This window comes from Bradyrhizobium pachyrhizi (genome assembly GCF_001189245.1).
Classification (GTDB): domain Bacteria; phylum Pseudomonadota; class Alphaproteobacteria; order Rhizobiales; family Xanthobacteraceae; genus Bradyrhizobium; species Bradyrhizobium pachyrhizi.
This window is the reverse complement of sequence record NZ_LFIQ01000057.1, coordinates 155,977-179,661: the sequence shown is the minus strand read 5'-3', so window position 1 is coordinate 179,661 and position 23,685 is coordinate 155,977. Positions and strand designations below refer to the sequence as shown.

At 64.7% G+C, this 23,685-nt stretch carries 24 protein-coding genes; 15 read left to right on the top strand and 9 right to left on the bottom strand.

Going from position 1 to position 23,685, the window contains the following annotated elements:
* The 3 genes from AKL29_RS43980 to AKL29_RS11645 form a co-directional block, all read left to right on the top strand.
* Positions 1–181 (top strand): hypothetical protein (locus AKL29_RS43980; protein WP_210168323.1); only part of this gene is annotated, 181 nt, incomplete at its 5' end.
* Positions 182–236: 55 nt separating this feature from the next.
* Entirely contained in the window at positions 237–1,226 is a 990-nt protein-coding gene (locus tag AKL29_RS11650) for a tripartite tricarboxylate transporter substrate binding protein (RefSeq protein ID WP_050384270.1), read from the top strand.
* Positions 1,227–1,383: 157 nt separating this feature from the next.
* Positions 1,384–1,764 (top strand): hypothetical protein, encoded by a 381-nt coding sequence (locus AKL29_RS11645; RefSeq protein ID WP_168856521.1) that lies wholly within the window; start codon positions 1,384–1,386, stop codon positions 1,762–1,764.
* On the opposite strand, the gene AKL29_RS11640 is transcribed toward AKL29_RS11645, so the two are convergent.
* Genes AKL29_RS11640 through AKL29_RS11625 form a run of 4 tightly spaced genes read right to left on the bottom strand, consistent with a single transcriptional unit; the run spans position 1,761 to position 4,740 of the window.
* The gene (locus tag AKL29_RS11640) at positions 1,761–2,234 is read right to left on the bottom strand and encodes a YbaK/EbsC family protein (protein WP_050384246.1); all 474 of its coding nucleotides are present in this window, start codon (positions 2,232–2,234) and stop codon (positions 1,761–1,763) included. The genes AKL29_RS11645 and AKL29_RS11640 overlap by 4 nt on opposite strands.
* Positions 2,235–2,239: 5 nt before the next feature.
* Positions 2,240–2,983: a haloacid dehalogenase type II gene (locus tag AKL29_RS11635; protein ID WP_050384245.1), complete on the bottom strand. Its 744-nt coding sequence runs from the start codon at positions 2,981–2,983 to the stop codon at positions 2,240–2,242.
* A complete protein-coding gene (locus AKL29_RS11630; RefSeq protein WP_050384244.1) occupies positions 2,980–3,819 on the bottom strand; it encodes a dienelactone hydrolase family protein in 840 nt (279 codons plus the stop codon). The genes AKL29_RS11635 and AKL29_RS11630 overlap by 4 nt, the downstream gene beginning before the upstream one ends.
* A 36-nt stretch (positions 3,820–3,855) precedes the next feature.
* Positions 3,856–4,740 carry a 4-hydroxyphenyl-beta-ketoacyl-CoA hydrolase gene (locus AKL29_RS11625; protein WP_018269758.1) on the bottom strand — a complete coding sequence of 295 codons (885 nt, stop codon included), beginning with the start codon at positions 4,738–4,740 and terminating at the stop codon, positions 3,856–3,858.
* A 453-nt stretch (positions 4,741–5,193) separates the two neighbouring features.
* On the opposite strand from AKL29_RS11625, the gene ykgO reads away from it, so the two are divergent.
* Positions 5,194–5,319, top strand: coding sequence for a type B 50S ribosomal protein L36 (gene ykgO, locus AKL29_RS11620; protein WP_002718645.1), 126 nt, complete (start codon positions 5,194–5,196; stop codon positions 5,317–5,319).
* A gap of 123 nt (positions 5,320–5,442) precedes the next feature.
* The gene (locus tag AKL29_RS11615) at positions 5,443–6,111 is read left to right on the top strand and encodes a tetratricopeptide repeat protein (RefSeq protein WP_050384243.1); all 669 of its coding nucleotides are present in this window, start codon (positions 5,443–5,445) and stop codon (positions 6,109–6,111) included.
* A gap of 97 nt (positions 6,112–6,208) precedes the next feature.
* Here the strand turns inward: AKL29_RS11615 and AKL29_RS43275 are convergent, their stop codons facing one another.
* Positions 6,209–6,385 (bottom strand): hypothetical protein, encoded by a 177-nt coding sequence (locus tag AKL29_RS43275; RefSeq protein ID WP_018269760.1) that lies wholly within the window; start codon positions 6,383–6,385, stop codon positions 6,209–6,211.
* A gap of 359 nt (positions 6,386–6,744) precedes the next feature.
* Between AKL29_RS43275 and AKL29_RS11610 the strand changes: the two genes are divergently transcribed.
* Positions 6,745–7,707, top strand: coding sequence for an alpha/beta fold hydrolase (locus AKL29_RS11610; RefSeq protein WP_050384242.1), 963 nt, complete (start codon positions 6,745–6,747; stop codon positions 7,705–7,707).
* 111 nt (positions 7,708–7,818) lie between these two features.
* Positions 7,819–9,555 carry a ubiquinone-dependent pyruvate dehydrogenase gene (gene poxB, locus AKL29_RS11605; RefSeq protein ID WP_050384241.1) on the top strand — a complete coding sequence of 579 codons (1,737 nt, stop codon included), beginning with the start codon at positions 7,819–7,821 and terminating at the stop codon, positions 9,553–9,555.
* Between the two features lie 187 nt (positions 9,556–9,742).
* On the opposite strand, the gene cycA is transcribed toward poxB, so the two are convergent.
* Positions 9,743–10,138 (bottom strand): cytochrome c-550 CycA, encoded by a 396-nt coding sequence (cycA, locus tag AKL29_RS11600; protein ID WP_028333007.1) that lies wholly within the window; start codon positions 10,136–10,138, stop codon positions 9,743–9,745.
* A gap of 235 nt (positions 10,139–10,373) precedes the next feature.
* Here cycA and AKL29_RS11595 point away from each other — a divergent pair, with 235 nt between their 5' ends.
* Positions 10,374–11,867, top strand: coding sequence for an FAD-linked oxidase C-terminal domain-containing protein (locus AKL29_RS11595; protein ID WP_050384240.1), 1,494 nt, complete (start codon positions 10,374–10,376; stop codon positions 11,865–11,867).
* Here the strand turns inward: AKL29_RS11595 and AKL29_RS11590 are convergent.
* Positions 11,864–12,277, bottom strand: a complete 414-nt coding sequence (locus tag AKL29_RS11590) for a hypothetical protein (protein ID WP_050384239.1) — start codon at positions 12,275–12,277, stop codon at positions 11,864–11,866. The two genes, AKL29_RS11595 and AKL29_RS11590, sit on opposite strands and share 4 nt — an antisense overlap.
* Positions 12,278–12,602: 325 nt before the next feature.
* Here AKL29_RS11590 and AKL29_RS11585 point away from each other — a divergent pair, with 325 nt between their 5' ends.
* The gene (locus tag AKL29_RS11585; RefSeq protein ID WP_244481942.1) at positions 12,603–13,748 is read left to right on the top strand and encodes an acyltransferase family protein; all 1,146 of its coding nucleotides are present in this window, start codon (positions 12,603–12,605) and stop codon (positions 13,746–13,748) included.
* 46 nt (positions 13,749–13,794) lie between these two features.
* On the opposite strand, the gene AKL29_RS11580 is transcribed toward AKL29_RS11585, so the two are convergent.
* Entirely contained in the window at positions 13,795–14,277 is a 483-nt protein-coding gene (locus AKL29_RS11580; protein ID WP_225162242.1) for a putative quinol monooxygenase, read from the bottom strand.
* 198 nt (positions 14,278–14,475) lie between these two features.
* Here AKL29_RS11580 and AKL29_RS11575 point away from each other — a divergent pair, with 198 nt between their 5' ends.
* The 5 genes from AKL29_RS11575 to AKL29_RS11555 all read left to right on the top strand — a co-directional run bounded on the left by AKL29_RS11575 (position 14,476) and on the right by AKL29_RS11555 (position 19,783).
* Entirely contained in the window at positions 14,476–15,165 is a 690-nt protein-coding gene (locus AKL29_RS11575; protein WP_050384237.1) for an ArsR/SmtB family transcription factor, read from the top strand.
* A 32-nt stretch (positions 15,166–15,197) separates the two neighbouring features.
* Positions 15,198–16,436 carry an FAD-binding protein gene (locus AKL29_RS11570; protein WP_028333013.1) on the top strand — a complete coding sequence of 413 codons (1,239 nt, stop codon included), beginning with the start codon at positions 15,198–15,200 and terminating at the stop codon, positions 16,434–16,436.
* Positions 16,433–17,749 (top strand): glycolate oxidase subunit GlcF, encoded by a 1,317-nt coding sequence (gene glcF, locus AKL29_RS11565; protein WP_028333014.1) that lies wholly within the window; start codon positions 16,433–16,435, stop codon positions 17,747–17,749. Before AKL29_RS11570 ends, glcF begins: the two co-directional genes overlap by 4 nt.
* Before the next feature lie 215 nt (positions 17,750–17,964).
* Positions 17,965–18,393, top strand: coding sequence for a hypothetical protein (locus tag AKL29_RS11560; protein WP_028333015.1), 429 nt, complete (start codon positions 17,965–17,967; stop codon positions 18,391–18,393).
* 394 nt (positions 18,394–18,787) lie between these two features.
* On the top strand, positions 18,788–19,783 hold the full coding sequence (locus AKL29_RS11555) for a TorF family putative porin (protein ID WP_028333016.1): 996 nt from the start codon (positions 18,788–18,790) through the stop codon (positions 19,781–19,783).
* Between the two features lie 164 nt (positions 19,784–19,947).
* Here AKL29_RS11555 and AKL29_RS11550 read toward each other — a convergent pair whose 3' ends face one another.
* Positions 19,948–21,693: an ABC transporter ATP-binding protein/permease gene (locus AKL29_RS11550; protein WP_050384236.1), complete on the bottom strand. Its 1,746-nt coding sequence runs from the start codon at positions 21,691–21,693 to the stop codon at positions 19,948–19,950.
* Positions 21,694–22,003: 310 nt separating this feature from the next.
* Here AKL29_RS11550 and AKL29_RS11545 point away from each other — a divergent pair, with 310 nt between their 5' ends.
* The gene (locus AKL29_RS11545) at positions 22,004–23,674 is read left to right on the top strand and encodes an L-lactate permease (protein WP_038380167.1); all 1,671 of its coding nucleotides are present in this window, start codon (positions 22,004–22,006) and stop codon (positions 23,672–23,674) included.
* The last annotated feature ends 11 nt before the right edge of the window (positions 23,675–23,685 follow it).

Here is a 23,685-nt window from a genome sequence, read left to right as displayed (position 1 = left end):
CTCTCCCCGTAAGAACGGGGAGAGGGAGCACAGCGCCGTCGTTATTCGATCGAATCTCAGCATGCACTCGGCCCGACTAGGCTCGATCTTCCCCATCGGTCCGTCGGCGTCAGATGCGGCGCGCAGGACGCTTGAGATCAGCGCTCCGCTCCTGCACCATGCGATCAAGCCGCGGCTCTGACCGCGGCATCGCGATCGGCTGCGATCGCCAAAAAATGATTGGGGAGAAACTCTCGATGAATCGCCGCGAACTCCTGCGCGCCGCTGCCGCATTGCCGCTTGCGCAGGCTGCGCTCGCCAAGCCAGCGTTTGCGCAAGGCGCCTATCCCAACCGCAACATCACGATGATCGTGCCGTTTCCGGCCGGCGGCCAGGCCGACCTTGCGGCGCGGCCGGTGGCGCTTGCGCTGGAGCGTATCCTCGGCAAGCCTGTGATCGTCGACAATCGCGCCGGCGGAGCAGGCGGATCGATCGGCAATGCGCAGGCCGCGCGCGCCGAGCCCGACGGCTACACGCTGCTGATGACGCTGTCCTCGCTCGCAGTGCTGCCGGAGGCCGACCGGCTGTTCGATCGTCCGGTGGCTTATGAGGTGTCGCAGTTCGCGCCGATCGCGCGTGTGCTTGCCGACCCGACGCTGCTGGCGGTGCCGGCCTCGGCGCCGTGGAAGACGCTGCAGGAATTCGTCGACGACGCGAAGAAACGCCCGGGACAGATCCCCTACGGCTCGTCCGGTCCGTACGGCACGCTGCATGTCGCGATGGAGATGTTCGCGGCGAGCGCAGGAATAAAGCTGCTGCACGTGCCGTTCCGTGGCGCAGGCCCGGCGCTCACCGCGCTGCTCTCCGGGACCGTGCAGGCATTGGCGTCGGCGCCGGGCACGCTCAAGCAGCAGGTCGAGGACGGCAAGATGCGCGTGCTCGCCAATTGGGGCGCCGAGCGGATCGCGAGCTTCCCCGATCTGCCGACCTTCAAGGAACTCGGCTACAAGGACGTCGAGTTCTACATCTGGGCGGGACTGTTCGCGCAGTCAGCGCTGCCGATGCCGATCATGGACCGGTTGCGCGCGGCGATGGCCGATGCCGTGAAGGCGCCGCAGGTAATCAAGACCTTCGAAACCGCGGGCAGTCCTGTCGCTTATATGGACGCGCCGGCGTTCTCAAAATTTGTTGCAGAGGACAGCGCGCGGTTGATCGCGGCGGTGAAGAAGATCGGCAAGGTCGAATAGGGAACTCGCGGGACAAACTCTCTTCACTTTTAGTTGTCTGCACTTTTAGTTGTCTGCGCGAACGATCCTTGGCCGCATTCATTGGGCAGCTTTGGAGCAAATCGCGGCGCGGGAACATGCGCGCGCGGGCCAGTATCTGGAACAACGGGAGCCCGACATGCGATCGCAGCGGATCGTCCTGAGCCTTGCCATAGCGATCGGCGGAGCTGTCACGGCAACGGCCGCCGTCGCCGAGGAGTATCGGGGAACCTGGGAACAGCAGATGGCGTGCACACCGGACGTGTGGCGGCTCTGCAGCGACCAGGTGCCCGACGTGCAGCGCATCGTGGCTTGCCTGCGGCAGAACACGCCGCAACTTTCCAACAGTTGTCGTGCCGTGTTCGAATCAAACGCGCAACAGTCGCAGACACAGGGGCGAGCCCAACAGCCGCAAGCGCAGGGCCGCGCGCCGCAGCAGCCGCAGATGCAGCAGCGGCCGCGCGCACCACAGCCGATGCAGCCGGCGCCATCGCGGCCGCCGTTCGACGATGAAGACTAGTCCCCAGGTCTGACTTCGCAGACGTCGACCCATTCGGCCGCAGTCAGCTCCGCCATCCTGTCGGGCGTGATGCGGACCGCGCTGTGGGTCGAGCCTGCGGCCGGCACCACGACATCGAATGCCTTCAGCGATACGTCGCAATAGACCGGCAGCGGCGTCTTCAGCCCGAACGGGCAGACGCCGCCGACCTCGTGGCCGGTGATGTCGGCGACCTCGTCGAGGCCGAGCATCTTCGGCTTGCCGCCGAACGCCGCCTTCACCTTCTTGTTGTCCATTCGCGACGTCCCGGCGGCGACGATCAGCACCACGCGGTCGCCGACCCGCAGGCTCAGCGTCTTGGCGATCCGCGCCGGCTCGACGCCATAGGCCTCCGCCGCCAGCACGACGGTCGCGGAGCTCGTGGTGGATTCGATCACGGAGATTTCGGGCGCCTTCTCGGCGAAGAAGGCGCGGACGGACTCGAGGCTCATGTCGTTCAGGACCTTGCAGACACCAGGGCGGGAAGTTCGGAGAGACCGTGGATCCGGTGATCGGGCACGACGCCGAGCTCGTCCATCTGGGTACGTAGCGTCTTGAACATCGTCAATGGGGCGACCGTCTCGCTTTCGACGCAGGCCAGCGCCATCGCCTGCGGCGTCACCCGCTCGATCCATGCGACGTTGAGGCCGAACGACTTGGCACCGCAGGCGTCCCACGGATTGGAGGAGATGAACAGCACCTCCGCCGGCGGTACTTTCAGCACCTCCTCGATCAGCGTGTAGGCCTCGGGCGCCGGCTTGAACACCTTGTGGGCATCGACGCTGATGGTCGCGTCGAGCACGCGGTCGAGCCCTGAATTGCGCACCAGCGCATTCAGCATGTCAGGGCTGCCGTTGGACAGGATCGCGAGCTTCTTGTCCTTCATCGCCTCGAGCGCGCCGACCGCGTCCGGATACAGCGCCAGATGCTGATATTTGTCGATGATGCGGGCGAAGGTCGCCGCGTCACATTGCAGGCCGAGGCAGCGCAGCGTGTAGGCGAGGGAGTCGCGGGTTACGACGGCGAAATCCTGGTAGCGCCGCATCAGCGAACGCAGCCAGGAGTATTCGAGCTGCTTGATGCGCCAGATCTGCGTGATGATGTCGCCGTAGCCGGGAAACGCATCCTCGGTGACGTCGGCCACCGACTGGACGTCGTAGAGTGTGCCGTAGGCGTCGAAGACGATTGCCTTGATGGTCATTGTGATCTCTCTTGCCCGCCGATTGTCGCATACAGGAATTTCCTGATTGCGTCGATGGATTGATCCCTGGCCACCTCGTTGAATTCGAGGTGATGACCCAGCATCTGCACCGGCGTGCTGTAATGCGGCACGTCGAAACCGTGATAGGCGCCGGGATAGACAATCAGCTCGATCGGGTGTCCCGCACTATTCTGCCGGGAGATGCCGTAGTCGTCGCGGCCCTCGGCCAGGGTCCGGCACTCCTTGGCCGGCGTCCAGTCGTCGAGCTCGCCGACCATGATCAGCGTCGGCACCGTCATGTCGCCCTTGATGCTGAGGCAGGGTGGGTAGAACGCGACGGCCGCGCGGAATTTCTCTGCCGCGTTATGTTCGATCGCGCCACGCTCGACCGAGAGCAGGGCGAGCCAGGCGCCTTGCGAGAACCCGACCACCGCGACGCGATCGGGATCGACCGCCGATTGCCGCGCGAGATAGCTCAGCGCACGATAGGCGTCATGGACGGTTGCGGCCGGCGCGCCGTTCGTGCAGGCGCTGGTGATGCCGCGCGGCCCGAACCGGTCGACCGTGAGCGTGACATAACCCCAGGCCGCCAGCCGCTTGCCCCAGCGCTCGTCGAGTTGCTTGAAGAAGCCGGCGCAGCCGTGCAGCAGCACCACGGCGGGTGAGGGGCCCGGTCCATCGGGTGTTCGCAGATAGCCTTGCAGCGGCTGCGCACTTGCAAGCGGGCTCTCGAATTCGACGAACGCGGGCGGCTGCCCGCCGCGTGCCGCGCAGCATAGCCCTGCGCTTCCGATCAGGAGTGCGGAGAGGGTGGCAAGTCCGGTGAAGTTCGTCATGAACCACCTCCGAAGCTTGCCGCCGACAATACTCCCTCAGATCCCCAAAATCTTCCGCGCGTTGGCCTTCATGACCTTCGGCCGGATCTCCTCGCGGATGTCGAGCTTGGCGAAGTCGGCGAGCCAGCGGTCCGGCGTGATCACCGGCCAGTCGGAGCCGAACAGCATCTTGTCCTGCAGGATCGAGTTGATGTAGCGCACCAGGATCGGCGGGAAGTATTTCGGCGACCAGCCGGACAGGTCGATATAGACGTTCGGCTTGTGGGTCGCGACCGACAGCGCCTCTTCCTGCCATGGGAAAGAAGGATGCGCGAGGATGATCTTGAGGTCGGGGAAATCGGCCGCGACGTCGTCCATGTACATCGGGTTGGAATATTTCAGCCGCATCCCCATGCCGCCCGGCATGCCGGAGCCGACGCCGGTCTGGCCGGTGTGGAACAGCGCGATCGCGCCGCCGTCGTTGATGGCTTCATAGAGCGGATAGGCCATGCGGTCGTTGGCGTAGAAGCCCTGCATGGTCGGGTGGAATTTGAAGCCGCGGACGCCGTATTCCTCGATCAGCTTGCGTGCCTCGCGGACGCCGAGCTTGCCCTTGTGCGGGTCGATCGAGACGAACGGGATCAGCACGTCGAGATGGTCGGAGGCGACCTCGAGCATTTCGTAATTGTTGTAGCGGCGGAAGCCGGTCTCGCGCTCGGCGTCGACCGGGAAGATCACGGCGGCGATGTTCTTGGCGCGGTAGTAGGCGGCGGTCTCCGGCACGGTCGGCGGATGCTTGTGCGGCGACTTGAAGTAGTCGGCCATCTGCGCCTGGAAGTCGTCATAGCCGTCGTCGCCATGCATGCCGCACGGCTCCTCGGCATGGGTGTGGATGTCGATCGCTGTGACCTTTTCGATATCGGGCAGTTTGAGCTTGGGCATTCGGCTTCCCCGGCGGGCGTGTTCATTGGTGATGGAAAATAATTATATGATATAACGATTTTCGCAAGCGCCGAGAGGATATGGTCGTGGGCCGAGCTCAATCCGACACGAGGTCCGGTCGTGGGCGGGCGCGAGGAGGACGAAAACGCGATTCGGCGGCCGTGACGCCATGGTCAAAGAGAGATGGCGGGTCGCGTCGTTGCTCCGGACAATTGTGGTCGTCGCCGTTTCCAAAGCGATCTCAATGGCGTGGCGCGGTGCCTTGGGCGGGTTCCCGGCCAGGACAGGCCCGAAAATCGGCCCGTCTCGGTTGACATTTAACGGTCCGATGGCTTAGAACGCGGCCGTCCCGGGCGGCAGGCCGCTTATCGGGATAAATCCCATTTTGCCAAATATTGGCATTGATCAGGTACGGCCTCCAACACGGGCCTTTCGAAGTAACAGGATTGTCCCATGAAGGTCCGTAACTCGCTCAAGTCGCTGCGCGGCCGCCATCGCAACAACCGTCTGGTTCGCCGCAAGGGCCGCGTCTACGTGATCAACAAGGTCCAGCGCCGCTTCAAGGCGCGCCAGGGTTGATCCGACAAATCTGATCGACAAGGCTGATCCCGCCCGGATCGCCGGCCGATTCCGATCACTCCTTCACAGGTCTTTGACGCCGCGCTGCTTTGCAGTGCGGCGTTGTGCGTCTAGACTTCCGCTATGGGATTAAAGCTCGGATTCAAGTTCCTGGGATCCACCAACCGCTGGCTGGCGATCCTGATCGCCGCGCTTCTGGCCATGCCTGTTGCAGCCGTCGCGCAGGACGATCCGCGGGTGGTCCCGCCGCCCAGGGCCCAGAAAAAACTACCTGAGGCTCCGACCAAGCTGCCGAAGGTGCCGGCCGACCGGACCCGCGGGCTGGATTTCCTGTTCGGCGCGCTGAAGGCCGCGCCCGACGAGGACAGTGCCCGCCATGTCGAGGCGCGGATCTGGGCGCTGTGGCTGCAAACCCCGAGCGATACCGCGGCGCTGTTGATGGTGCGTGCCAAGGCGGCGATCGACGCCCAGAATGTCGATGTCGCGCTGAAGCTGTTGGACGCGGTGATCAAGCTCCGCCCCGACTATGTCGAGGCCTGGAACCGGCGTGCGACGATCTACTACTTGAAGAACGATTACGTTCGTTCGCTGGGAGACCTGCAGCAGGTGCTGACCCGTGAACCCCGCCATTTCGGCGCGCTGGCGGGCGTCGGCATGATCATGCAGGACATGGGCGACGACAAGCGTGCGCTCGACGCCTTCCGCAAGGCGCTGGCTGTCGATCCCTACCTCGAGAAGGTGCCGCAGATCGTCAAGCAGCTGACCGAAAAGGTCGAAGGCCGCGATATCTGATTGCGTGCGATTGATCGCGATCGTGGGGCGATGGCCGCGAATGGGCACGTTGCGCGCGAGCCTGATGCTTGCTCGCGGTACGGTCCGGCGCAGGAGGCTAGTGCAAGAACTTGCCGCGGGACGCGGTGTCCTGGGCTACGGCAGCATAGAATTGCTGAAGCTCCGCCTCCAGGTGCTCATTCACCAGCAACAGTGCCTTCAGGGCGCCGCGCAGGTCGCCATTGCAGCTCGCCACGATCTGATCGATGGCCGCATCGCTAGGGTCGGAAATCATGGTACTCCTCCGATTACTTCCCGTTGAACTCGTCATGCGGACGCCGGTTCCTGTGGATACTGTGTACAAACCAGGAAGCGTTCCAGGGGCGTCCCGGTTTCGATGAAGCCTCGCGTCTGATGGCGAAATTGCCACCGCCAATCTATGAAATAACTAATGACGCAGGTATGAACCCGCTATCCACAGGCTGGGCGCATTGTGGACAACTCCGCGCCGGGACGCGAGCCGGAAAATCGACAATTGGCTTTCCATACAAGAGCATGCCCGGGCAGGGGGCACATCCGCGCGAAACCTGATTTCGGCTTCGTCGTAATTGTCAGGTGCCCAATCAGGTGCCTAAGACCCTTCGGATCTCCTCGATGTTGACCGCAATCATTGCGCTGGCGGCCGCAGGGCTCGCCCTTGCGCTGGCGACGCAAATCGGCACCCTGCTGATCCAGCGCGCCTTCCCGCCTCGGGGGCGAATGATCGACGTGGCCGGGGCGCGGCTGCATGTGGTCGAACTCGGCTCGCACGACGCGGTCGGGCCGCCGGTCGTGATGCTGCATGGTGCAAGCTCCAATCTCCGCGCGATGCAGCCGCTCGGCGATCGCGTTGCCGAAGCGCGCCGGGTGATCCTGATCGACCGGCCGGGTCACGGCTGGAGCACGCGCGAGCGCGTCGCGGATTCGACACCCGCGATCCAGGCCCGGATGATCGTGGAGGCGCTGACCAGGCTCGGCGTCGAGCGGGCGATCGTCGTGGCGCATTCCTGGGCCGGCGCGCTCGCTTTGCGCATTGCACTGGATCATCCGGACCGCGTCGCCGGCCTCGTGCTGCTCGCGCCCGTCGCCTATCCGTGGCGCGGCGGCGCCGGACGCTACAATGATGTGATCTCGACACCACTGATCGGGCCGTTGCTCGCGCATACGATCACGCTGCCGCTCGGTCTCCTCATTGCCAGTTCGGCTGCGCGCGGCGTGTTCGCGCCGCAGCCGGTGCCGGCCGATTTCGTCCGCGACAGCGAGTCATTGCTCCTGCTGCGCCCGCGCGAGTTCATCGCCAATGCGCGCGACCTCGTCACGCTGAAGGCCGCCGTCATCGAGCAGGCGCCGCGCTATGCCGAGATCAGGGCACCGCTGTCAATCATTTCGGACGACGTCGACAAGACGGTCTCGACCGGCATCCACTCGCGGCCGCTCGCCGCCACGGCACCGAACGCCAAGCTCATCGTGCTGCCGGGCACTGGTCACATGGTGCAGTACGTCGTGCCCGACCTCGTGGCGTCCGAGATCGAGACGATGGCCGACCTGATGGTGCCGGACGTGGTGACGGCGCAATAGCTGCCGCGCGTTTGCGCCGCGCGAATGTGATCCGGCAAGGCTTGCGCCGCCGCGTGGCGCCGAACATCATGCGGACCACGCGGTTTCGGATTGCATTAAAGGACACATCTCATGCGGATCGACAACATTGCCGACCTCATCGCTGAAACCCTTGCCCAGGCCGGCGTCAAACGCATCTACGGTGTCGTCGGCGACAGCCTCAACGGCCTGACCGAGGCGTTGCGCAAGCGCGGCACGATCGATTGGCTGCATGTGCGTCACGAGGAGGTGGCCGCGTTCGCCGCCGCCGCCGAATCCCAGATCACGGGAGCGCTCGCGGTGTGCGCGGGCTCCTGCGGTCCCGGCAACCTCCACCTCATCAACGGCCTGTTCGATGCGCATCGCAGCCGCACGCCGGTGCTGGCGCTGGCGGCGCAGATCCCGTCGGCCGAGATCGGCGGCGGCTATTTTCAGGAAACCCATCCGCAGGACCTGTTCCGCGAATGCAGCCATTATTGCGAACTGGTGTCGGATCCGGCGCAGCTGCCCTACATGCTGGAGAACGCGATCCGCGCCGCGGTCGGCAAGCGCGGCGTCGCCGTATTGGTGCTGCCGGGCGACGTCGCGATGCGGACGGCGCCGAAGCGCGATATCGCGCCGAATGCCGGCCTGCTGCCGCCGGCGCCGGTCGTGCGTCCGGCCGATAACGAGTTGAATGCGCTGGCGGCGCTACTCAATGGCGCGCGGCGCGTCACGCTGTTCTGCGGCCGCGGCTGCGCCGGCGCGCATGACGGCTTGACCAAGCTTGCCGAGACGCTGAAGAGCCCGATCGTGCACGCACTCGGCGGCAAGGAATATGTCGAATACGACAACCCCTACGACGTCGGCATGACCGGCTTCATCGGCTTCTCGTCCGGCTATGCCGCCATGCATGGCTGCGACGTGCTGCTGATGCTGGGCACCGATTTTCCCTACAAGCAGTTCTTCCCGACCGGCATCAACATCGCGCAGGTAGATATCCGCCCCGAAAATCTCGGCCGCCGCTGCAAGCTCGATCTCGGCATCGTCGGCGACGTCGGCGAGACCATCGCCGCGCTGCTGCCGAAGCTCCATGTGAAGACCGACCGCAAGCATCTCGATGCCAGCCTCGCGCATTACAAGGACGCCCGCGCCGGGCTCGACGATCTCGCTCGCGGCAAGCCGGGCCAGAAGCCGATCCATCCGCAATATCTGGCCCGTCTGCTCAGCGAGCAGGCGAGCGACGACGCGGTGTTCACCGCCGATGTCGGCACGCCGACGATCTGGGCCGCGCGTTATCTGAAAATGAACGGCCGCCGCCGTCTGGTTGGCTCCTGGGTGCACGGCTCGATGGCCAATGCAATGGCGCATGCGATCGGGGCGCAGGCGGCGCAACCCGGCCGGCAGGTGGTGTCGATGTCCGGCGACGGCGGCTTTGCCATGCTGATGGGCGATTTGATCACGCTGACGCAGGCCAAGCTGCCGGCGAAAGTCGTGATCTTCAACAACAGCGTGCTCGGCTTCGTCGCGCTGGAGATGAAGGCCGCCGGCTTCATCGAGACCGGGGTCGATCTGAAGAATCCGGATTTCGCGGCGATGGCCCGCGCCATGGGCATTCACGGCGTCAGGGTGGAGGATCCCGGCGAGCTCGAGGGCGCGATCCGCGACGTGCTCGCGCATGACGGCCCGGCGGTGCTCGACGTCGTGACCGCGACGCAGGAGCTGTCGATGCCGCCGACCATTACGCTGGAGCAGGTGAAGGGATTCAGCCTGTGGGTGCTGCGCGCGGTGATGAGCGGCCGCGGCGACGAGGTGGTCGATCTCGCCAAGACCAATCTGTTGCCGCGCTGATCGCGGTGGCGGGCATGATCCGGAAAAGTGCGTAGCGGTTTTCCTTCGCGACAAACGCGGAACGCGTTTGCGCGGAGATCATGCTTAAATCAAAGAGCCCGAAGGGGATGGCATTCGAAGAAAGGCCATCCCCTTCTGGCGTCCGCCCTGGCTTGCGCGCAGGACGGACGACGTCCGATACCGCCGATTACTGCTTCTGCTTGCCGTCCTTGTCGAACGACGAGACGTAGGCCCAGAGATTGTTGGCTTCGTTCTCGTTCTTGATCCCGGCGAAGGCCATCTTGGTCCCGGGGATCTTGGCCTTCGGATCCTTGATGTATTCGAGGAAGGTGGCCTTGTTCCAGGTGATGCCGGAATTCTTGTTGGCATCGGAATAATTGTAGTCCGGCGCGGAGCCGGAATGGCGGCCGTCGAGGCCGTTGAGCTCGGGGCCGACCTTGTTCTTGGCGCCTTCGCCGATTGCGTGGCAGGCGAGGCATTTATTGAACGAGGTCTTGCCGGCGGCGGCATCCTGCGCCAGCGCGGAGGATGCGGAAGCCAGCGATGTGACGACCGCCAGCGCGCTCAAGGTCTTTAGGTTCATGGGGTTCTCTTCGTTTCGTCCCGGGAGGTAGTGATCGTTTGTGGCATGTCCGGCTTGGACAGGACAAGCCACGAAACTTTGACAGGTTTCGCGGCCGCCCGCTTGTCCGAGAGAGAACTCGCCATTACGGGGTGGGGCAATCCGACCTTCGGCCGGTTCACTGAAACAGGTGCAGACGTGATTGATTTGTCGTAACAAATCGGCGAAGGGCAAAAAGCCCACCGAGGGAACAACGATGTCCATCATGATGCCGGCGGCCGACCAGGCCGTCCTCGCTCGCCGCGCCGAAATCGTGGCCGCCTTGCGCGCGATCGTCCCTGGTGAGGGCGTGATCGACAGTGCCGCTGAGATGCTGGCCTATGAATCCGACGGCCTGACCGCCTATCGGCAGCCGCCGATGGTCGTGGTGCTGCCCGATACCACCGAGCAGGTGTCGAAGGTCCTCAAATATTGCCAGGGCCAGGGCATCAAGGTGGTGCCGCGCGGCTCCGGCACCTCGCTGTCCGGCGGCGCGCTGCCGCTTGCCGACGGCGTGCTGCTCGGGCTAGGCAAGTTCAAGCGGATTCGCGAGATCGACTTCGACAACCGCGTCGTGGTCACCGAGCCCGGCGTCACCAACCTCGCGATCAGCCAGGCGGTCGCCCATGCCGGCTTCTACTACGCGCCCGATCCGTCGTCGCAGATCGCCTGCTCGATCGGCGGCAATGTCGCGGAAAATTCCGGCGGCGTGCACTGCCTCAAATACGGCATGACCACCAACAACGTGCTCGGCTGCGAGATCGTGCTGATGAGTGGCGAGATCCTGCGCATCGGCGGCAAGTCGGCCGAGAATGCCGGCTATGATTTGATGGGAATCATCACCGGCTCGGAAGGGCTGCTCGGCGTCATCACCGAGATCACGGTGCGCATCCTGCAGAAGCCGGAGACGGCGCGTGCGCTGATGGTCGGCTTCGCCGAGGTCGAGGCGGCCGGCGAATGCGTCGCCCGGATCATCGGCGCCGGCATCATCCCGGGCGGTATGGAGATGATGGACAAGCCCGCGATCCACGCCGCGGAGGCGTTCGTTCACGCCGGTTATCCGCTGGACGTCGAGGCGCTGTTGATCATCGAGTTCGACGGCCCCCAGGTCGAGGTCGACGAGCTGATCAAGCGGGTCGAGGCGATCGCGCAAGGCTGCGGCTCGACCTCCTGCCAGATCTCGACCTCGGAGGCCGAGCGCAATCTGTTCTGGGCCGGCCGCAAGGCGGCGTTCCCCGCGGTCGGGCGGATCTCACCGGACTATCTTTGCATGGACGGCACCATCCCGCGCGGCGCCTTGCCGAAGGCCCTGGCGCGGATCCGCGACCTCTCGGAGAAATACGGCCTCGGCGTCGCCAACGTGTTCCACGCCGGCGACGGCAATCTGCACCCCTTGATCCTCTACGATGCCAACAAGCCGGGCGAGATCGAGAAGGCGGAGGCGTTCGGCGCCGACATCCTGCGCTGCTGCGTCGAGCTCGGCGGCGTGCTCACCGGCGAGCACGGCGTCGGCATCGAGAAGCGCGACCTGATGCCGGACATGTTCACCGAGATCGACCTCAACCAGCAGCAGCGGCTGAAATGCGCCTTCGATGCCGAGGGCCTGCTCAACCCCGGCAAGGTGTTTCCGACCCTGCACCGCTGCGCCGAGCTCGGCCGCGTGCATGTCCACGCCGGCAAGCTGGCGTTCCCGGATATCCCGCGGTTCTAGTACCGTCTGAGCAGCCCCGACGCCGCGCCGCTATCGCCATAGGCGGCGCAGGCCCCTTCCGGGTCTGTGATCAACGCCTCGCGGACGCGCTTGAAGGTCTTGCCGGCCGCTTCGGACACCTCGAGGCGGAATTTGCGCGGATCGTAGTCATTGCCGTCGTGAGCCTTGATGGCCGCGTCGAACGCATTGATCATCGCCATCGCGGCGTCGGGGCTGCCGAGAAGTCTGGCGCCCGTTTGAACGCCGCCGGCACCATTGGCCTCAAAGCCGGTGCATCGTTGTTCGAGCACCGCGGCTGCGGTAGCGAGCTGGTCGAGGAACGACGCCTCGGCGTCGCTGAGCATGGCGGCACCCGCCTGTCCCGGCGCGATCACGGCGAGCAGCGCGATGGCTGTCAGTTTGATGTGCATCGTGGTGGTTTCCTCCTGGCGGAGCCGGGATCAAAGCAACGGTTGCCGAATGACGATACCAAGTCTGCTTCTAGGGCATCAGGAGCCACGCCAGCTATCGGCCCCGAGGCCAGGCCAACATACGTGAGCGTGCGCCCAGGGCCACCAACGCGCGAGGACCAGTCGATACAATTCGACGCATCGCCCTAGCCGGCCGATAACCTTAACCGATCGTTGCGCGGTGGCCGCCGTCGCGCGTCGCTGCAATTACAGCGTGGACCCATTTACACGGCCTTAGACTGTTGCTCGGTATTTTCCGCAGATGCATGTCTTCGGGAGCACATCGATGCCCAGCCTGGCCGATCAGCTGGCGCTTTCGCGCAATCGGCCCGCGGGTTTCGACTACATGCGGATCGCGCTGGCGGCGTCGATCATTGGCCTGCACAGCACGAACGTGACGCTCGGGCTCGGCCGCGCGCTGGAAATCCAGAGCACGCTGCGCATCGGCGTCGCGATGATCCTTGCGCTGTTCTTTGCCCTGAGCGGCTTTTTGGTGACCGCAAGCCTGCTCCGGTGCAAGAGCCTGATTTCCTTCCTCGGCCTGCGCGTGCTGCGGATCGGGCCGGCGCTCGCGGTCGAAACCACGCTATCGGCAATCATCGTCGGCTCGGTCTTCACCGAGCTGCCGTTGGCGCAATATGTCGCCGATCCGAAATTCCACGCCTATTTTCTCAATATCGTCGGCGACATCCATTACGAGCTGCCGGGCGTGTTCCTGCACAATCCGCTGCCGGATCTGGTGAACGCCCAGCTCTGGACCGTGCCGTATGAGCTGTGGTGCTACGTCATCCTGGCGCTGCTCGCCGTGCTCACGATTTGCTTCAACCGGGTGGCGTTCCTGGGCTTCATGGTGATCGCCCAGATCGGGCTCATCGCCTACGACATCTGGCGCTGGGACGAGGTACCGATCCAGCTTCGCCCGCACCTTCTGGTGTTCTGCTTCCTTGCCGGCGTCGGCTTCTACCTCTGGCGCGACAGGGTGCCGTTCAACCGCACTGTGTGCCTGCTGGCGCTGGTGCTGTGCGCCGCCGGCATGGCGACCGGACGCGGCGACGCGCTGGCTCCCGTGCCGGCCGCCTATGTCGCCTGCTATCTCGGCTTGATGAACCCGCGGCGGAGCTGGATTGTCTCGTCAGGCGATTACTCCTACGGGTTATATCTCTACGGCTTCGTCATCCAGCAATGCGTCGCCACCTTCGGCCCGCCGGTTCAGCACTGGTATCTGAACCTCCTGATCAGCCTGCCGCTCGCCTTCGGCGTCGCCGTCGCATCCTGGCATCTCGTCGAGAAACGCGCGCTTCGGCTCCGAACCCGGGTCGAGAGCCTCGAGGCGGCGGTGCTGTCGCGGATCTCGATCGTCGGGTTCTGGCGCAGGCCGCCCGAGCGGGCCGGCTTGCGCGCAACGCTCGGCAACAGCGGCGCGTCGATCTGACCCGCGCCGGCGGGAAGGATTTGCATCCTCCCCGCCGCGCTTTTCTTCACAGCAGCGCGTATTGCGACCGCTCGCGCTTGGCGAGCAGCGGCAGCGCTTGCTCCGCGATGTAGGTCTTGAAAGCCGCGCTGTCCTGATGTGCCTTGAACGCGGCTTCGTCCTGGAACAATTCGTAGAACAGGAATTGCGCCGGATTGTCCTTGCCGCGGCCGATCAGGAACAGCTTGGTGCCGGGGTCCTTCTGCGCCTCTGGCAGGAAGCCGTCGAGGATTTCCGCGACCTTGTCGGCCTGTCCCTCCTTGGCTTCCCATTGCGCCACAACCAGAAGGCCTGATGTGTTGATCGCGTCGCTGATGGTTCTCGTGCTCATCGCATAGTGCTTCATTGGCATTCCTCCGTTGCTGTGCTCCGATCGAGCTTGCGATCCGGCCCAGGGCGAGACGCCGGCGATCGCCATGATCGCGAACGAGCCGATGGCCGATCGTCGGGTGAGGATCATCGTCGTGGTCGAAACTTCCGAACGTTTCATGTTCGCCTCCAGATGATTCGCGCCAACCGTCCTGCCGGCCGAACCGCAACGCGAGAGATAATGGATCGTTCGGCGAACCGAGTTCGGTGATGATCGAAATGTCGATGTCGTGAACATTTCGATCATGATCGAAGCGTTGCAGCGGCGTGACGTGCGACAAGCGCAAGGGGCATATTTCGATCGATAGCGGAGCCGGCCATGCAGACCATCGCACCGGAGCTTGCCGAACTCGCCGGGCTGATCGCCGATCCCGGCCGCGCCAGCATCCTGTCGCGGCTGATGGACGGGCGGGCGCAGACTGCGAGCGAGCTGGCGCTGGTCGCGGGCGTGACGCCGCAGACGGCGAGCTGGCACCTTTCGCGGCTTGTCGAACGGGCGCTGCTCAAGGTCGAGCGGCGCGGCCCGCGGCGCTTCTACCGGCTGGCCACCCCGCTGGTTGCGCAGATGCTCGAGGGCATGATGACGGTTGCCGCGATCGATCCGGACCCGTCCCGGCCACCGCCGCGCATCGATCCCGAGATGCGCCGGGCCCGGACCTGCTACGACCACCTTGCCGGCGAGCTCGGCGTCGCCGTCACCGACGCGATGCTGGACCGCGGCCATCTCAATCTCGACCAGGAGGCCGGCGAGCTGACTGCTTCCGGCCGTGCTTTTCTCGGCGATCTCGGCATCGACCTGCGTTCGCCGGCGCGGAGCCGGCGGGTCCTGTGCCGGCCGTGTCTCGACTGGAGCGAGCGGCGTCCGCATCTGGCCGGGCGGGCAGGGGCAGCGGTTGCCGACCTTGCATTGCAACGGGACTGGATCCGGCGCCGGCCGCAGGGCCGCTCCGTCGAAATCACCGACGCCGGACTCCTCGCATTCAGAAATTTGTTCGGCGCGCGCATTTGATTTCGGAGCCGAATTTGGCTACCGGCTAGGGCGTGGATACGCTCAAGGTCAGAGACGCAAAAGACGTCGAGGAAGTGGTGCGCGCGGCGGTCGCCGGCGAGCAGCCGCTTGAGGTCATTGGACATGGATCGAAGCGCGCCATCGGCCATCCGATGGCAACCAATGCGCTGCTCGACGTCTCGGCGCTGAATGCGGTCACCTCCTATGAGCCGAACGAGCTGATCATCACCGTACAGGCCGGCGCGCCGCTCGCCGACGTGCAATCCCTGATCGATGCCAAGAACCAGCAATTCGCCTTCGAGCCGATGGACACGTCTGTGCTGTTCGGCACCGCGGGTGCCGGCACGATCGGCGGCATGATCGGCGCCGGACTGGCCGGTCCCCGCCGCATCAAGGCCGGCGGTATCAGGGATCATCTGCTCGGGGCGCACGCAGTGTCCGGGTTCGGCGACAGCTTCAAGACCGGCGGGCGGGTGGTGAAGAACGTCACCGGCTACGATCTCTGCAAGCTGCTGACGGGTTCCTGGGGCACGCTCGCGGTCATGACCGAGGTCACGCTTAAGGTCATGCCGAAGCCGGAAGCAGAGCGGACGCTGCTGCTGCGCGGGCTCGACGACGTCACCGCCAACAAGGCGATGACGGCGGCGCTGGGTTCGCCCTTCGACGTCTCCGGCGCCGCGCATCTGCCGGGTTCGGCGTTGCGGTCCGGGGGCGGTGCGCTGGCCGGCCTCGCAGCCTCAGGCCAGCCGGTCACGCTGGTGCGGCTCGAGGGGATTTCGGCGTCGGCGGCACATCGGGCGGCCTCGCTGAGCCAGACGCTCTCGTCCTATGGCACGGTCGACAGCCTCGCCGACGATGCGTCGGCCGCAATCTGGAGCGCGCTGCGCGACGTGGTGCCGTTCGCGGCGAACGGCGCGCTCGGGGCCTGGCCGGTGTGGCGTATCGTTTGCCCGCCGGCCTCTGGCGGCACGCTGGGCCAGGCGTTGTCGCGCGCCACCGGTGGCGACGTGATCTACGATTGGGGCGGGGGGCTGATCTGGGCCGCGGTGCCGCCGGGCGCCGACGCCCAGGCCACGCTGGTCCGCGGCCAGGTCGAGGCGATCGGCGGGCACGCTACCCTGATCCGCGCCACCGAGGATGTGCGCCGGGCGGTCGATGTGTTCCAGCCGCAGGCGGCCGGGCTTGCCGCGCTCGGTGAACGGGTCCGGGCGAGCTTCGATCCGAGGTCCGTCCTCAACCGCGGCCGGATGATGCGAGGCGGGGCTGCATGAAGACCGAGTTTTCCCTGGCGCAGCTCGCCGATCCCGACATCAAGGAAGCCGACAAGATCCTGCGCGCCTGCGTGCATTGCGGCTTCTGCACCGCGACCTGCCCGACCTATGTGCTGCTCGGCGACGAGCTCGATAGCCCGCGCGGCCGCATCTACCTGATCAAGGAGATGCTGGAGAAGGACAAGCCGCCGACGGCCGACGTGGTCAAGCATATCGACCGCTGCCTGTCGTGCCTTGCCTGCATGACCACCTGTCCGTCGGGCGTGAACTACATGCACCTCGTCGACCAGGCCCGGGTCCGGATCGAGCGGGATTACCGGAGACCGCTGACCGAGCGGCTGCTGCGGTCGGTTCTCGCCCTTGTGCTGCCGCGGCCGGGCCTGTTCCGAATCAGCATGATCCTGGCCGGGCTCGCACGTCCGTTCGCCGCACTGCTGCCGACGCCGTCGGTCGGAGCGTCGAGTCCGGGTCTGCTGCGGCGGATCAAGGCGATGCTGGCGCTCGCGCCGCGCGGCCTGCCGCAGCCGGGGCCGGCTGCGGGAACCGTGTTTGCGCCGATCGGCCGGCGGCGCGGCAGGGTCGCGCTGCTGCAGGGCTGCGCCCAGCAGGTGCTGGCGCCACGCATCAATCAGGCCGCGATCAATGTCCTGACCAGGCACGGCGTCGAGGTGGTGCTGGTCAAGGACGAGCAATGCTGCGGCGCGTTGACCCATCACATGGGACAGGACGGCGACGCGCTGGCGCGCGCGCGGGCCAACATCACGGTGTGGCAAAGGGAAGCGGACAGAGAAGGGCTCGACGCCATCCTGGTGACGACCTCGGGCTGTGGGACAGTTGTCAAAGACTACGGCTACCTGCTGCGCGAGGACAAAACATTCGCGGAGCCGGCCAAGCGAATCTCGGCGCTGGCAAAGGATATCACCGAGTATCTTGCTGGCCTCGAGCTCGCGCCTTCAACGCAGAAAGGCGACATCACCGTCGCCTATCACTCCGCTTGTTCGTTGCAGCATGGACAGAAAATCACTCAACTTCCGAAAGAATTGCTTTCCAAGAATGGATTCGTGGTGAAAGATGTGCCCGAGAGCCATTTGTGTTGCGGTTCGGCGGGGACCTACAACATTCTCCAGCCCGACATTGCGAGCAGATTGCGCGATCGCAAGGTCGCCAATATTGCGCTTGTCAAACCGGACATGATCGCTGCGGGCAATATTGGCTGCATGGTTCAGATTGCCGGCGGTACGTCAGTTCCTGTGGTGCACACGATTGAGCTTCTCGATTGGGCGACAGGAGGTCCCCGGCCAGGATTGAATTGATCGACTGCCACTCGAGCATGATCCGGACCTCAGCCTTGCCCTGACGCAACGTGAAAGGACCGGCGCTTCCTTGCCACAGACGCGAAGCGATCGCGCGGCCATCATGCCCGACAAGCGAAGTGGAGAGTGCCTCTCCTCGAGGTGCAGCCAACGTCCGGCAAGCGATCAGTTCAATACGCCCGGTGGACTCAGATAGCGGCAACAGGAGGACCACGATGGCGAAGTCGAAGAAGGCGAAGAAAAGCAAGAAGGCCAAAAAGGCCAAGAAGGTGGTAGCGGCGAAGAAGAGGTCCGCGAAGAAGTCGGCCAAGAAGGCTGCGAAGAAATCCGCCAGGAAGACTGCAAAGAAATCGGCGAAGAAGTCGGCCAAGAAAGCTGCAAAGAAAACGGCAAAGAAAGCTGCCAAGAAGGCTGCACCGAAGAAGGCCGCCAAGAGGGCTGCCAAGAAAGCCGCCGCCAAGAAGAGCGCGCCGAAGAAGGCCGCTGCTCCGAAGAAGGCTGCTGCGTCGAAGCCGGCTGCCCCGGTCGCGGCACCCCCGGCGCCCGAGCCCGAGCCGCAGCCGGCTCCGAGCTGGGCCACACCGAGCCACGAACCGGCGCCGGGCTGGATTGCCGGGTCGGCCGACGGGGGCGAGCACCACTAAGCCGCTGCCACATTGCCGAGGTTCAACTGATCGAAGCCGCAGCGCGCCACGCTGCGGCTTCTTCCGTAGATGCGATGACCATCCGTGCTTTTGCGGGCACGGCGATTCGCGCCGATGCTCTTCCGCCGAGCCGACTGTTGCTGTTTCCCTGTCCTGGTGACCCATTCAACCGGTGCGGGAGCAGAGGTCTTGTGGTGCAAATGCAACACCCGCAAATCAACATGCGGCAATATGGCTAGAACGCCTAAAAAGGCGGCACATGCATGTCTTTTTGGCTTCACGGTACCGTGCACGAGCCTCAGATTGGCCACACGCGATTTAGTTGCAGTCCGTTATCGCGCCGCCCTGGGGGCCACCGGAGCCGGGCTGTCTGAACAAGTAGATGGGGATCGTCATGAAGAAACTGGCTTTGTTAGCAACGGCGCTAGCAATGATTTCGAGCTCGGCAATGGCAGCTGACATGGCGGTGAAGGCCGTCAAGGCGCCGCCGCCGGCTCCCTTCGATCCCTGGGATGTCGCCTTCGGCAGCGCCATCATGAGCGACTACATCTTCCGCGGCGTCACCCAGTCCAACCACAATCCTTCGGTCTCGGCCTATTTCGAGCCGCGCTACAACGTCAACAAGGACCTGCAGCTCTATGTCGGCGTGGCCGGCGAGAGCATTTCGTTCCCGAACCGCGCCGCGGCCGAAATCGACGTCTACGGCGGTATCCGCCCGACCTTCGGCGCGTTCGCCTTCGACATCGGTGTCTGGGGCTACCTGTATCCGGGCGGAACCTGCTACTACGGCGGCGGTGCGGTGGCCGACTTCGCCGGCAATCCGCTGAGCCCGGACTGCCAGGCCAACACCCTGACCAACCTCAACGTGATGAAGAAGGACGTCTCGTTCTTCGAAGTCTACGGCAAGGTGACCTACACCGTGAACGACAACTGGGCGTTCACGCTGAACGAGTACTACTCGCCGAACTTCCTCAACACCGGCGCCTGGGGCAACTACTCCTCGATCATCGGCAAGTACACCGCGCCGAGCACCGTGTTCGGCACCAGCGGCGTCGGCATGTACGTGTCGGGCGAGTTCGGCCGGCAGTGGTTCGGCACCTCGGACAGCTTCTACGGCGTTCCGGCATTCCCGGGCGGCATCAAATATGCCGACTACAACACCTGGAACATCGGCATCGGCTTCACCTACAAGGTGTTCACGCTCGATCTGCGCTACTCCGACACGGATATGTCGAAGGGTGATTGCAACGCCTTCACCAGCGACTACACCGCGGGCGGGACCGCCAATGTCACCCCGATCAATCCGTCGGGCCTCGGCTCCAACTGGTGCGGCGCGGCCGGCATCGCCAAGCTCTCGGTCGACCTGACCGCGATGTCCAACCTGAAGTAATCTCTCCTTCCGGGGATCGAGGGGCGGTAGAGCAATCTGCCGCCCCTTTTGTTTTTGCGGATAGGTCTGATCGGCGCAGAGCAGACAATAGCGAAAGGCGTTCGCGAAACCTGTGCCCCCGCCGGGGTCAGCCGCAAGCCGTGGCGGCTGACCTGTCATGCTGCTTACGACGCGGCGACCTTGGCCGCGTCGCGCAGGGTGAAGCGGTCGCCGTCGCGGACCAGCGTGACATTGCGCTGATGGAAGGTGTCGAGCGTCGAGCGGTGGCCGATCGAAACCACCGTGGTGCCGGGCAGCTTCTCGGCAATCAGCCTGTACAGCGCGGCTTCCGACGGCTCGTCGAGCGAGGCCGTCGCCTCGTCCAGAAACAGGAACTGCGGCGCATGCAGCAGCGCCCGCGCGATGCCGAGCCGCTGCTGCTCGCCGAGCGACAGCATCCGGTTCCAATGCGCCTGCTCCTCGAGCCGCGACGCAAGCTGCGGCAATCCGACGGCGGTGAGAACCTCGCGGACCCGTCCCGCATCGAATTGCGTGGCCTCGCCCGGATAGACGACGGCGTCATGCAGCGAGCCGATCGGCAGATAGGGACGTTGCGGCAGCATCATCAGGCTGGCATTGGCCGGGATATCGACCGCGCCGTCGCCGAACGGCCAGATGCCGGCGATCGCGCGGAATAGCGTCGACTTGCCGGCGCCGGAGGGGCCGGTCATCAGCGTGCGCTCGCCCTTGCGGAAGCCGAACCGGTCCGCGTTCAGCAGCGGCGTGCCGTCCGGCAGCCGCAGCACCAGATCCTGCAGGCTGACGGCGCCGTCGCCCGGCGTCGCCGTGACATGAATTCGGTCGTCGCGTTTGGCGAGCTTTGATGCCGCCGCGATCCCTGCCTCGAATCCATCGAGCCGGTTCACCACCGCCTGCCATTCGGCCAGTTGACGATAGATGGTGACGAAGTACGAGAACGCGCCCTGGACGTTCGAAAACGCCGATGCGGTCTGCATCATGCCGCCGAGCTGGATCTTTTGCGCAAAGTAGGCCGGCGCCACCAGCACATAGGGGAAGATCACCGAGGCCTGATTATAGCTCGCCGTGAACGCCGTGATCTTCTTGGTCCGGTTCATGAGGGCGATCCAGTTCTCCACCACGCGTCCGAAGCGAACGCGCAGGCGCTCGCGCTCGGCCGGTTCGCCCTGCAGCAGCGCGATCTGCTCGGAGTTTTCCCGCACGCGCACCAGGTTGAAGCGGAAATCGGCCTCGTATTGCTGCTGCTTGAAATCGATGCCGACCAGCGGCCAGCCGATCAGATGGGTCAGCACGGTGCCGAGCACCGAGTAGATCAGCGCGCACCAGACAAGGTAGCCGGGAATTGAATATTCCGTGCCGAACAAATGCAGCGGTGCCTCATTGGAAAGGCCCCACAACAGGGTGAGAAAAGACGCCAGCGTGACGACCGAGCTCAACAGGCCGAGGCCGAGCGTGAGCGTGCGATCGACGAACAGCTTGACGTCGTCGGTCATGCGCTGGTCGGGGTTGTCGGCAGCGTCGCCCTGGAGCTGCATCCTGTAGTGATTGGCCTGATGCAGCCAGTCCCCGAGATAGTGTGTCGTCATCCATTGCCGCCAGCGGATCTGCAGCCATTGATTGAGGTAGAGCTGGTAGACCGCCAGCAGGATGAAGAACGCGACGACGACGCAGAAATAGATGATCTCGCTGACGAAGGAGTTCCAATTGCGTTCCTGCAGCGCGTTGTAGAAGCGGTTGTTCCACTGCGTGATCAGAACGTTGATGCCCACGATCGCCAGTTCGATCGCGATGACCGCCGCAAGCAGCCCGCGGCCCGCCCATTTGTCCTCGGAGTTGAAGTAAGGCGAGGCGATGCGCCACACCGTCGCGAGCGTCGAGCGAATGTTGTTCACAGATTATCGTCTCCGGGGAAGGGGCCGCAAAGGCCTGAAGAATCGGGACAATCGGGGTAATCCTCGACTAAAGTCGTAGGTCTGGCATGCAAGCGTTGGCTTGTCCCGGCAATCGAGTCAACCCTAGCATGAGGACAACGGCGAGGGGCGGGGGACCTTCGATTTTTCGCGAGGATGTGAGCGATCCTTACCGATCGTTCATTCGCGAGCCGGGGCTGCAGCTTTTCCGACGGACTCCCGCAATCGCACCAGTCGCGCCTGCCCGCATGCAGGCCGGCGCGCTGCATAAAAATGTGGGAAGGATCCCGAGATGAACACCTGGAATCAAATCTACAACCCGCTGGGCAATGCGGCGCTGTCGACCGTCGCGGCCGCCATTCCCGTGGTCACGCTGCTGGTGCTGATCGCCAGCGGCAAGGTGAAGGCGCACATTGCGGCCATCATCGCCGTGATCGTAACCAACCTGATCACAATCTTCGTCTTCACCATGCCGGCCAACATGTCGATCCGCGCCACCCTGCTCGGCGTGATCACCGGGTTCTTCCCGATCGGCTGGATCGTGCTCAACGTCATCTTCCTCTACCAGGTCACGGTGAGGTGCGGGAAGTTCGAGCTGCTCAAGCGCGCGGTCGGCGGCGTCACCGAGGACCGGCGGTTGCAGCTGCTGTTGATCGCGTTCTCGTTCGGCGCCTTCTTCGAGGGCGCCTCGGGCTTCGGCACGCCGGTCGCAATCACCGGCGCGGTGCTGATCGGGCTCGGCTTCTCGCCGCTCGCCGCGTCCGGCCTGTCGCTGATCGCCAACACGGCACCCGTCGCCTACGGTGCGCTCGGCACGCCGATCCAGGGCCTCGCCTCGGTCACCGGGCTCGACCCCTATATCCTCGGCGCGATGGTCGGCCGGCAGCTGCCGCTGTTCTCGCTGATCGTGCCGTTCTGGGTGGTGTGGGCGTTTGCCGGCTGGCGCGGCATGAAGGAGGTGTGGCCGGCGATCCTGGTCACCGGCGTGTCGTTTGCGGTCCCGCAATTCGTGATCTCGAACTACATCAACCCCTGGATCGTCGACATCGGCGCCTCGCTGATCTCGATGGGCGCGCTGATCCTGTTCCTGAAGGTCTGGCAGCCGCGACAGCTCTGGCTGTCGCCGGCGCTGCGCGGCCGCGATGAATCGGCGGCGACGATGGCCGCCGCACCGCCGCTCGACAAGACGCCGCTGACCCAGGGCGAAATGTGGAGCGCGTTGCTGCCGTGGATCATCGTCTGCATTCTGATGCTGATCTGGGGCAACGGTGCCTTCAAGGCCTGGGCGAACGCCAACTTCGTCTGGAACTATCCGGTCCCCGAACTCGACAAGCTGATCTTCAAGGTGCCGCCGGTGGCCGCCAAGCCGACGCCGGAAGGCGCCGTGTTCGGCTTCACCTATCTGTCGTTCACCGGCACCGGCATGCTGATCGCCGCGATCATCTCGGGTTTGTTGATGGGCTTCTCGCCGCTCAAGCTGATCGCCGAGTATGGCCGCACCATCCGCATCTGCGCGATCTCGCTGATCACGATCTCGGCGATGCTGGCGATCGGCACGCTGACCCGGCTGTCCGGCGTCGACGCCACGCTCGGCCTCGCCTTCGCGGCGACCGGCGTGCTCTATCCGTTCTTCGGCACCTTGCTCGGTTGGCTGGGCGTGGCGCTGACCGGATCGGATACCGCATCGAACGTGCTGTTCGGCAATCTGCAGAAGATCACCTCCGAGCAGCTCGGCCTGTCGCCGATCCTGATGGCGGCGGCGAACTCCTCGGGCGGCGTGATGGGCAAGATGATCGACGCGCAATCGATCGTGGTCGCCTCGACCGCGACCAACTGGTACGGCCACGAGGGCTCGATCCTGCGCTACGTGTTCCTGCACTCGATCGTGCTGGCGTGTCTGGTCGGCCTGTTCGTGACCCTGCAGGCCTATGTCTATCCGTTCACGATGCTGGTGCTGAAATAGCGCCACGACGC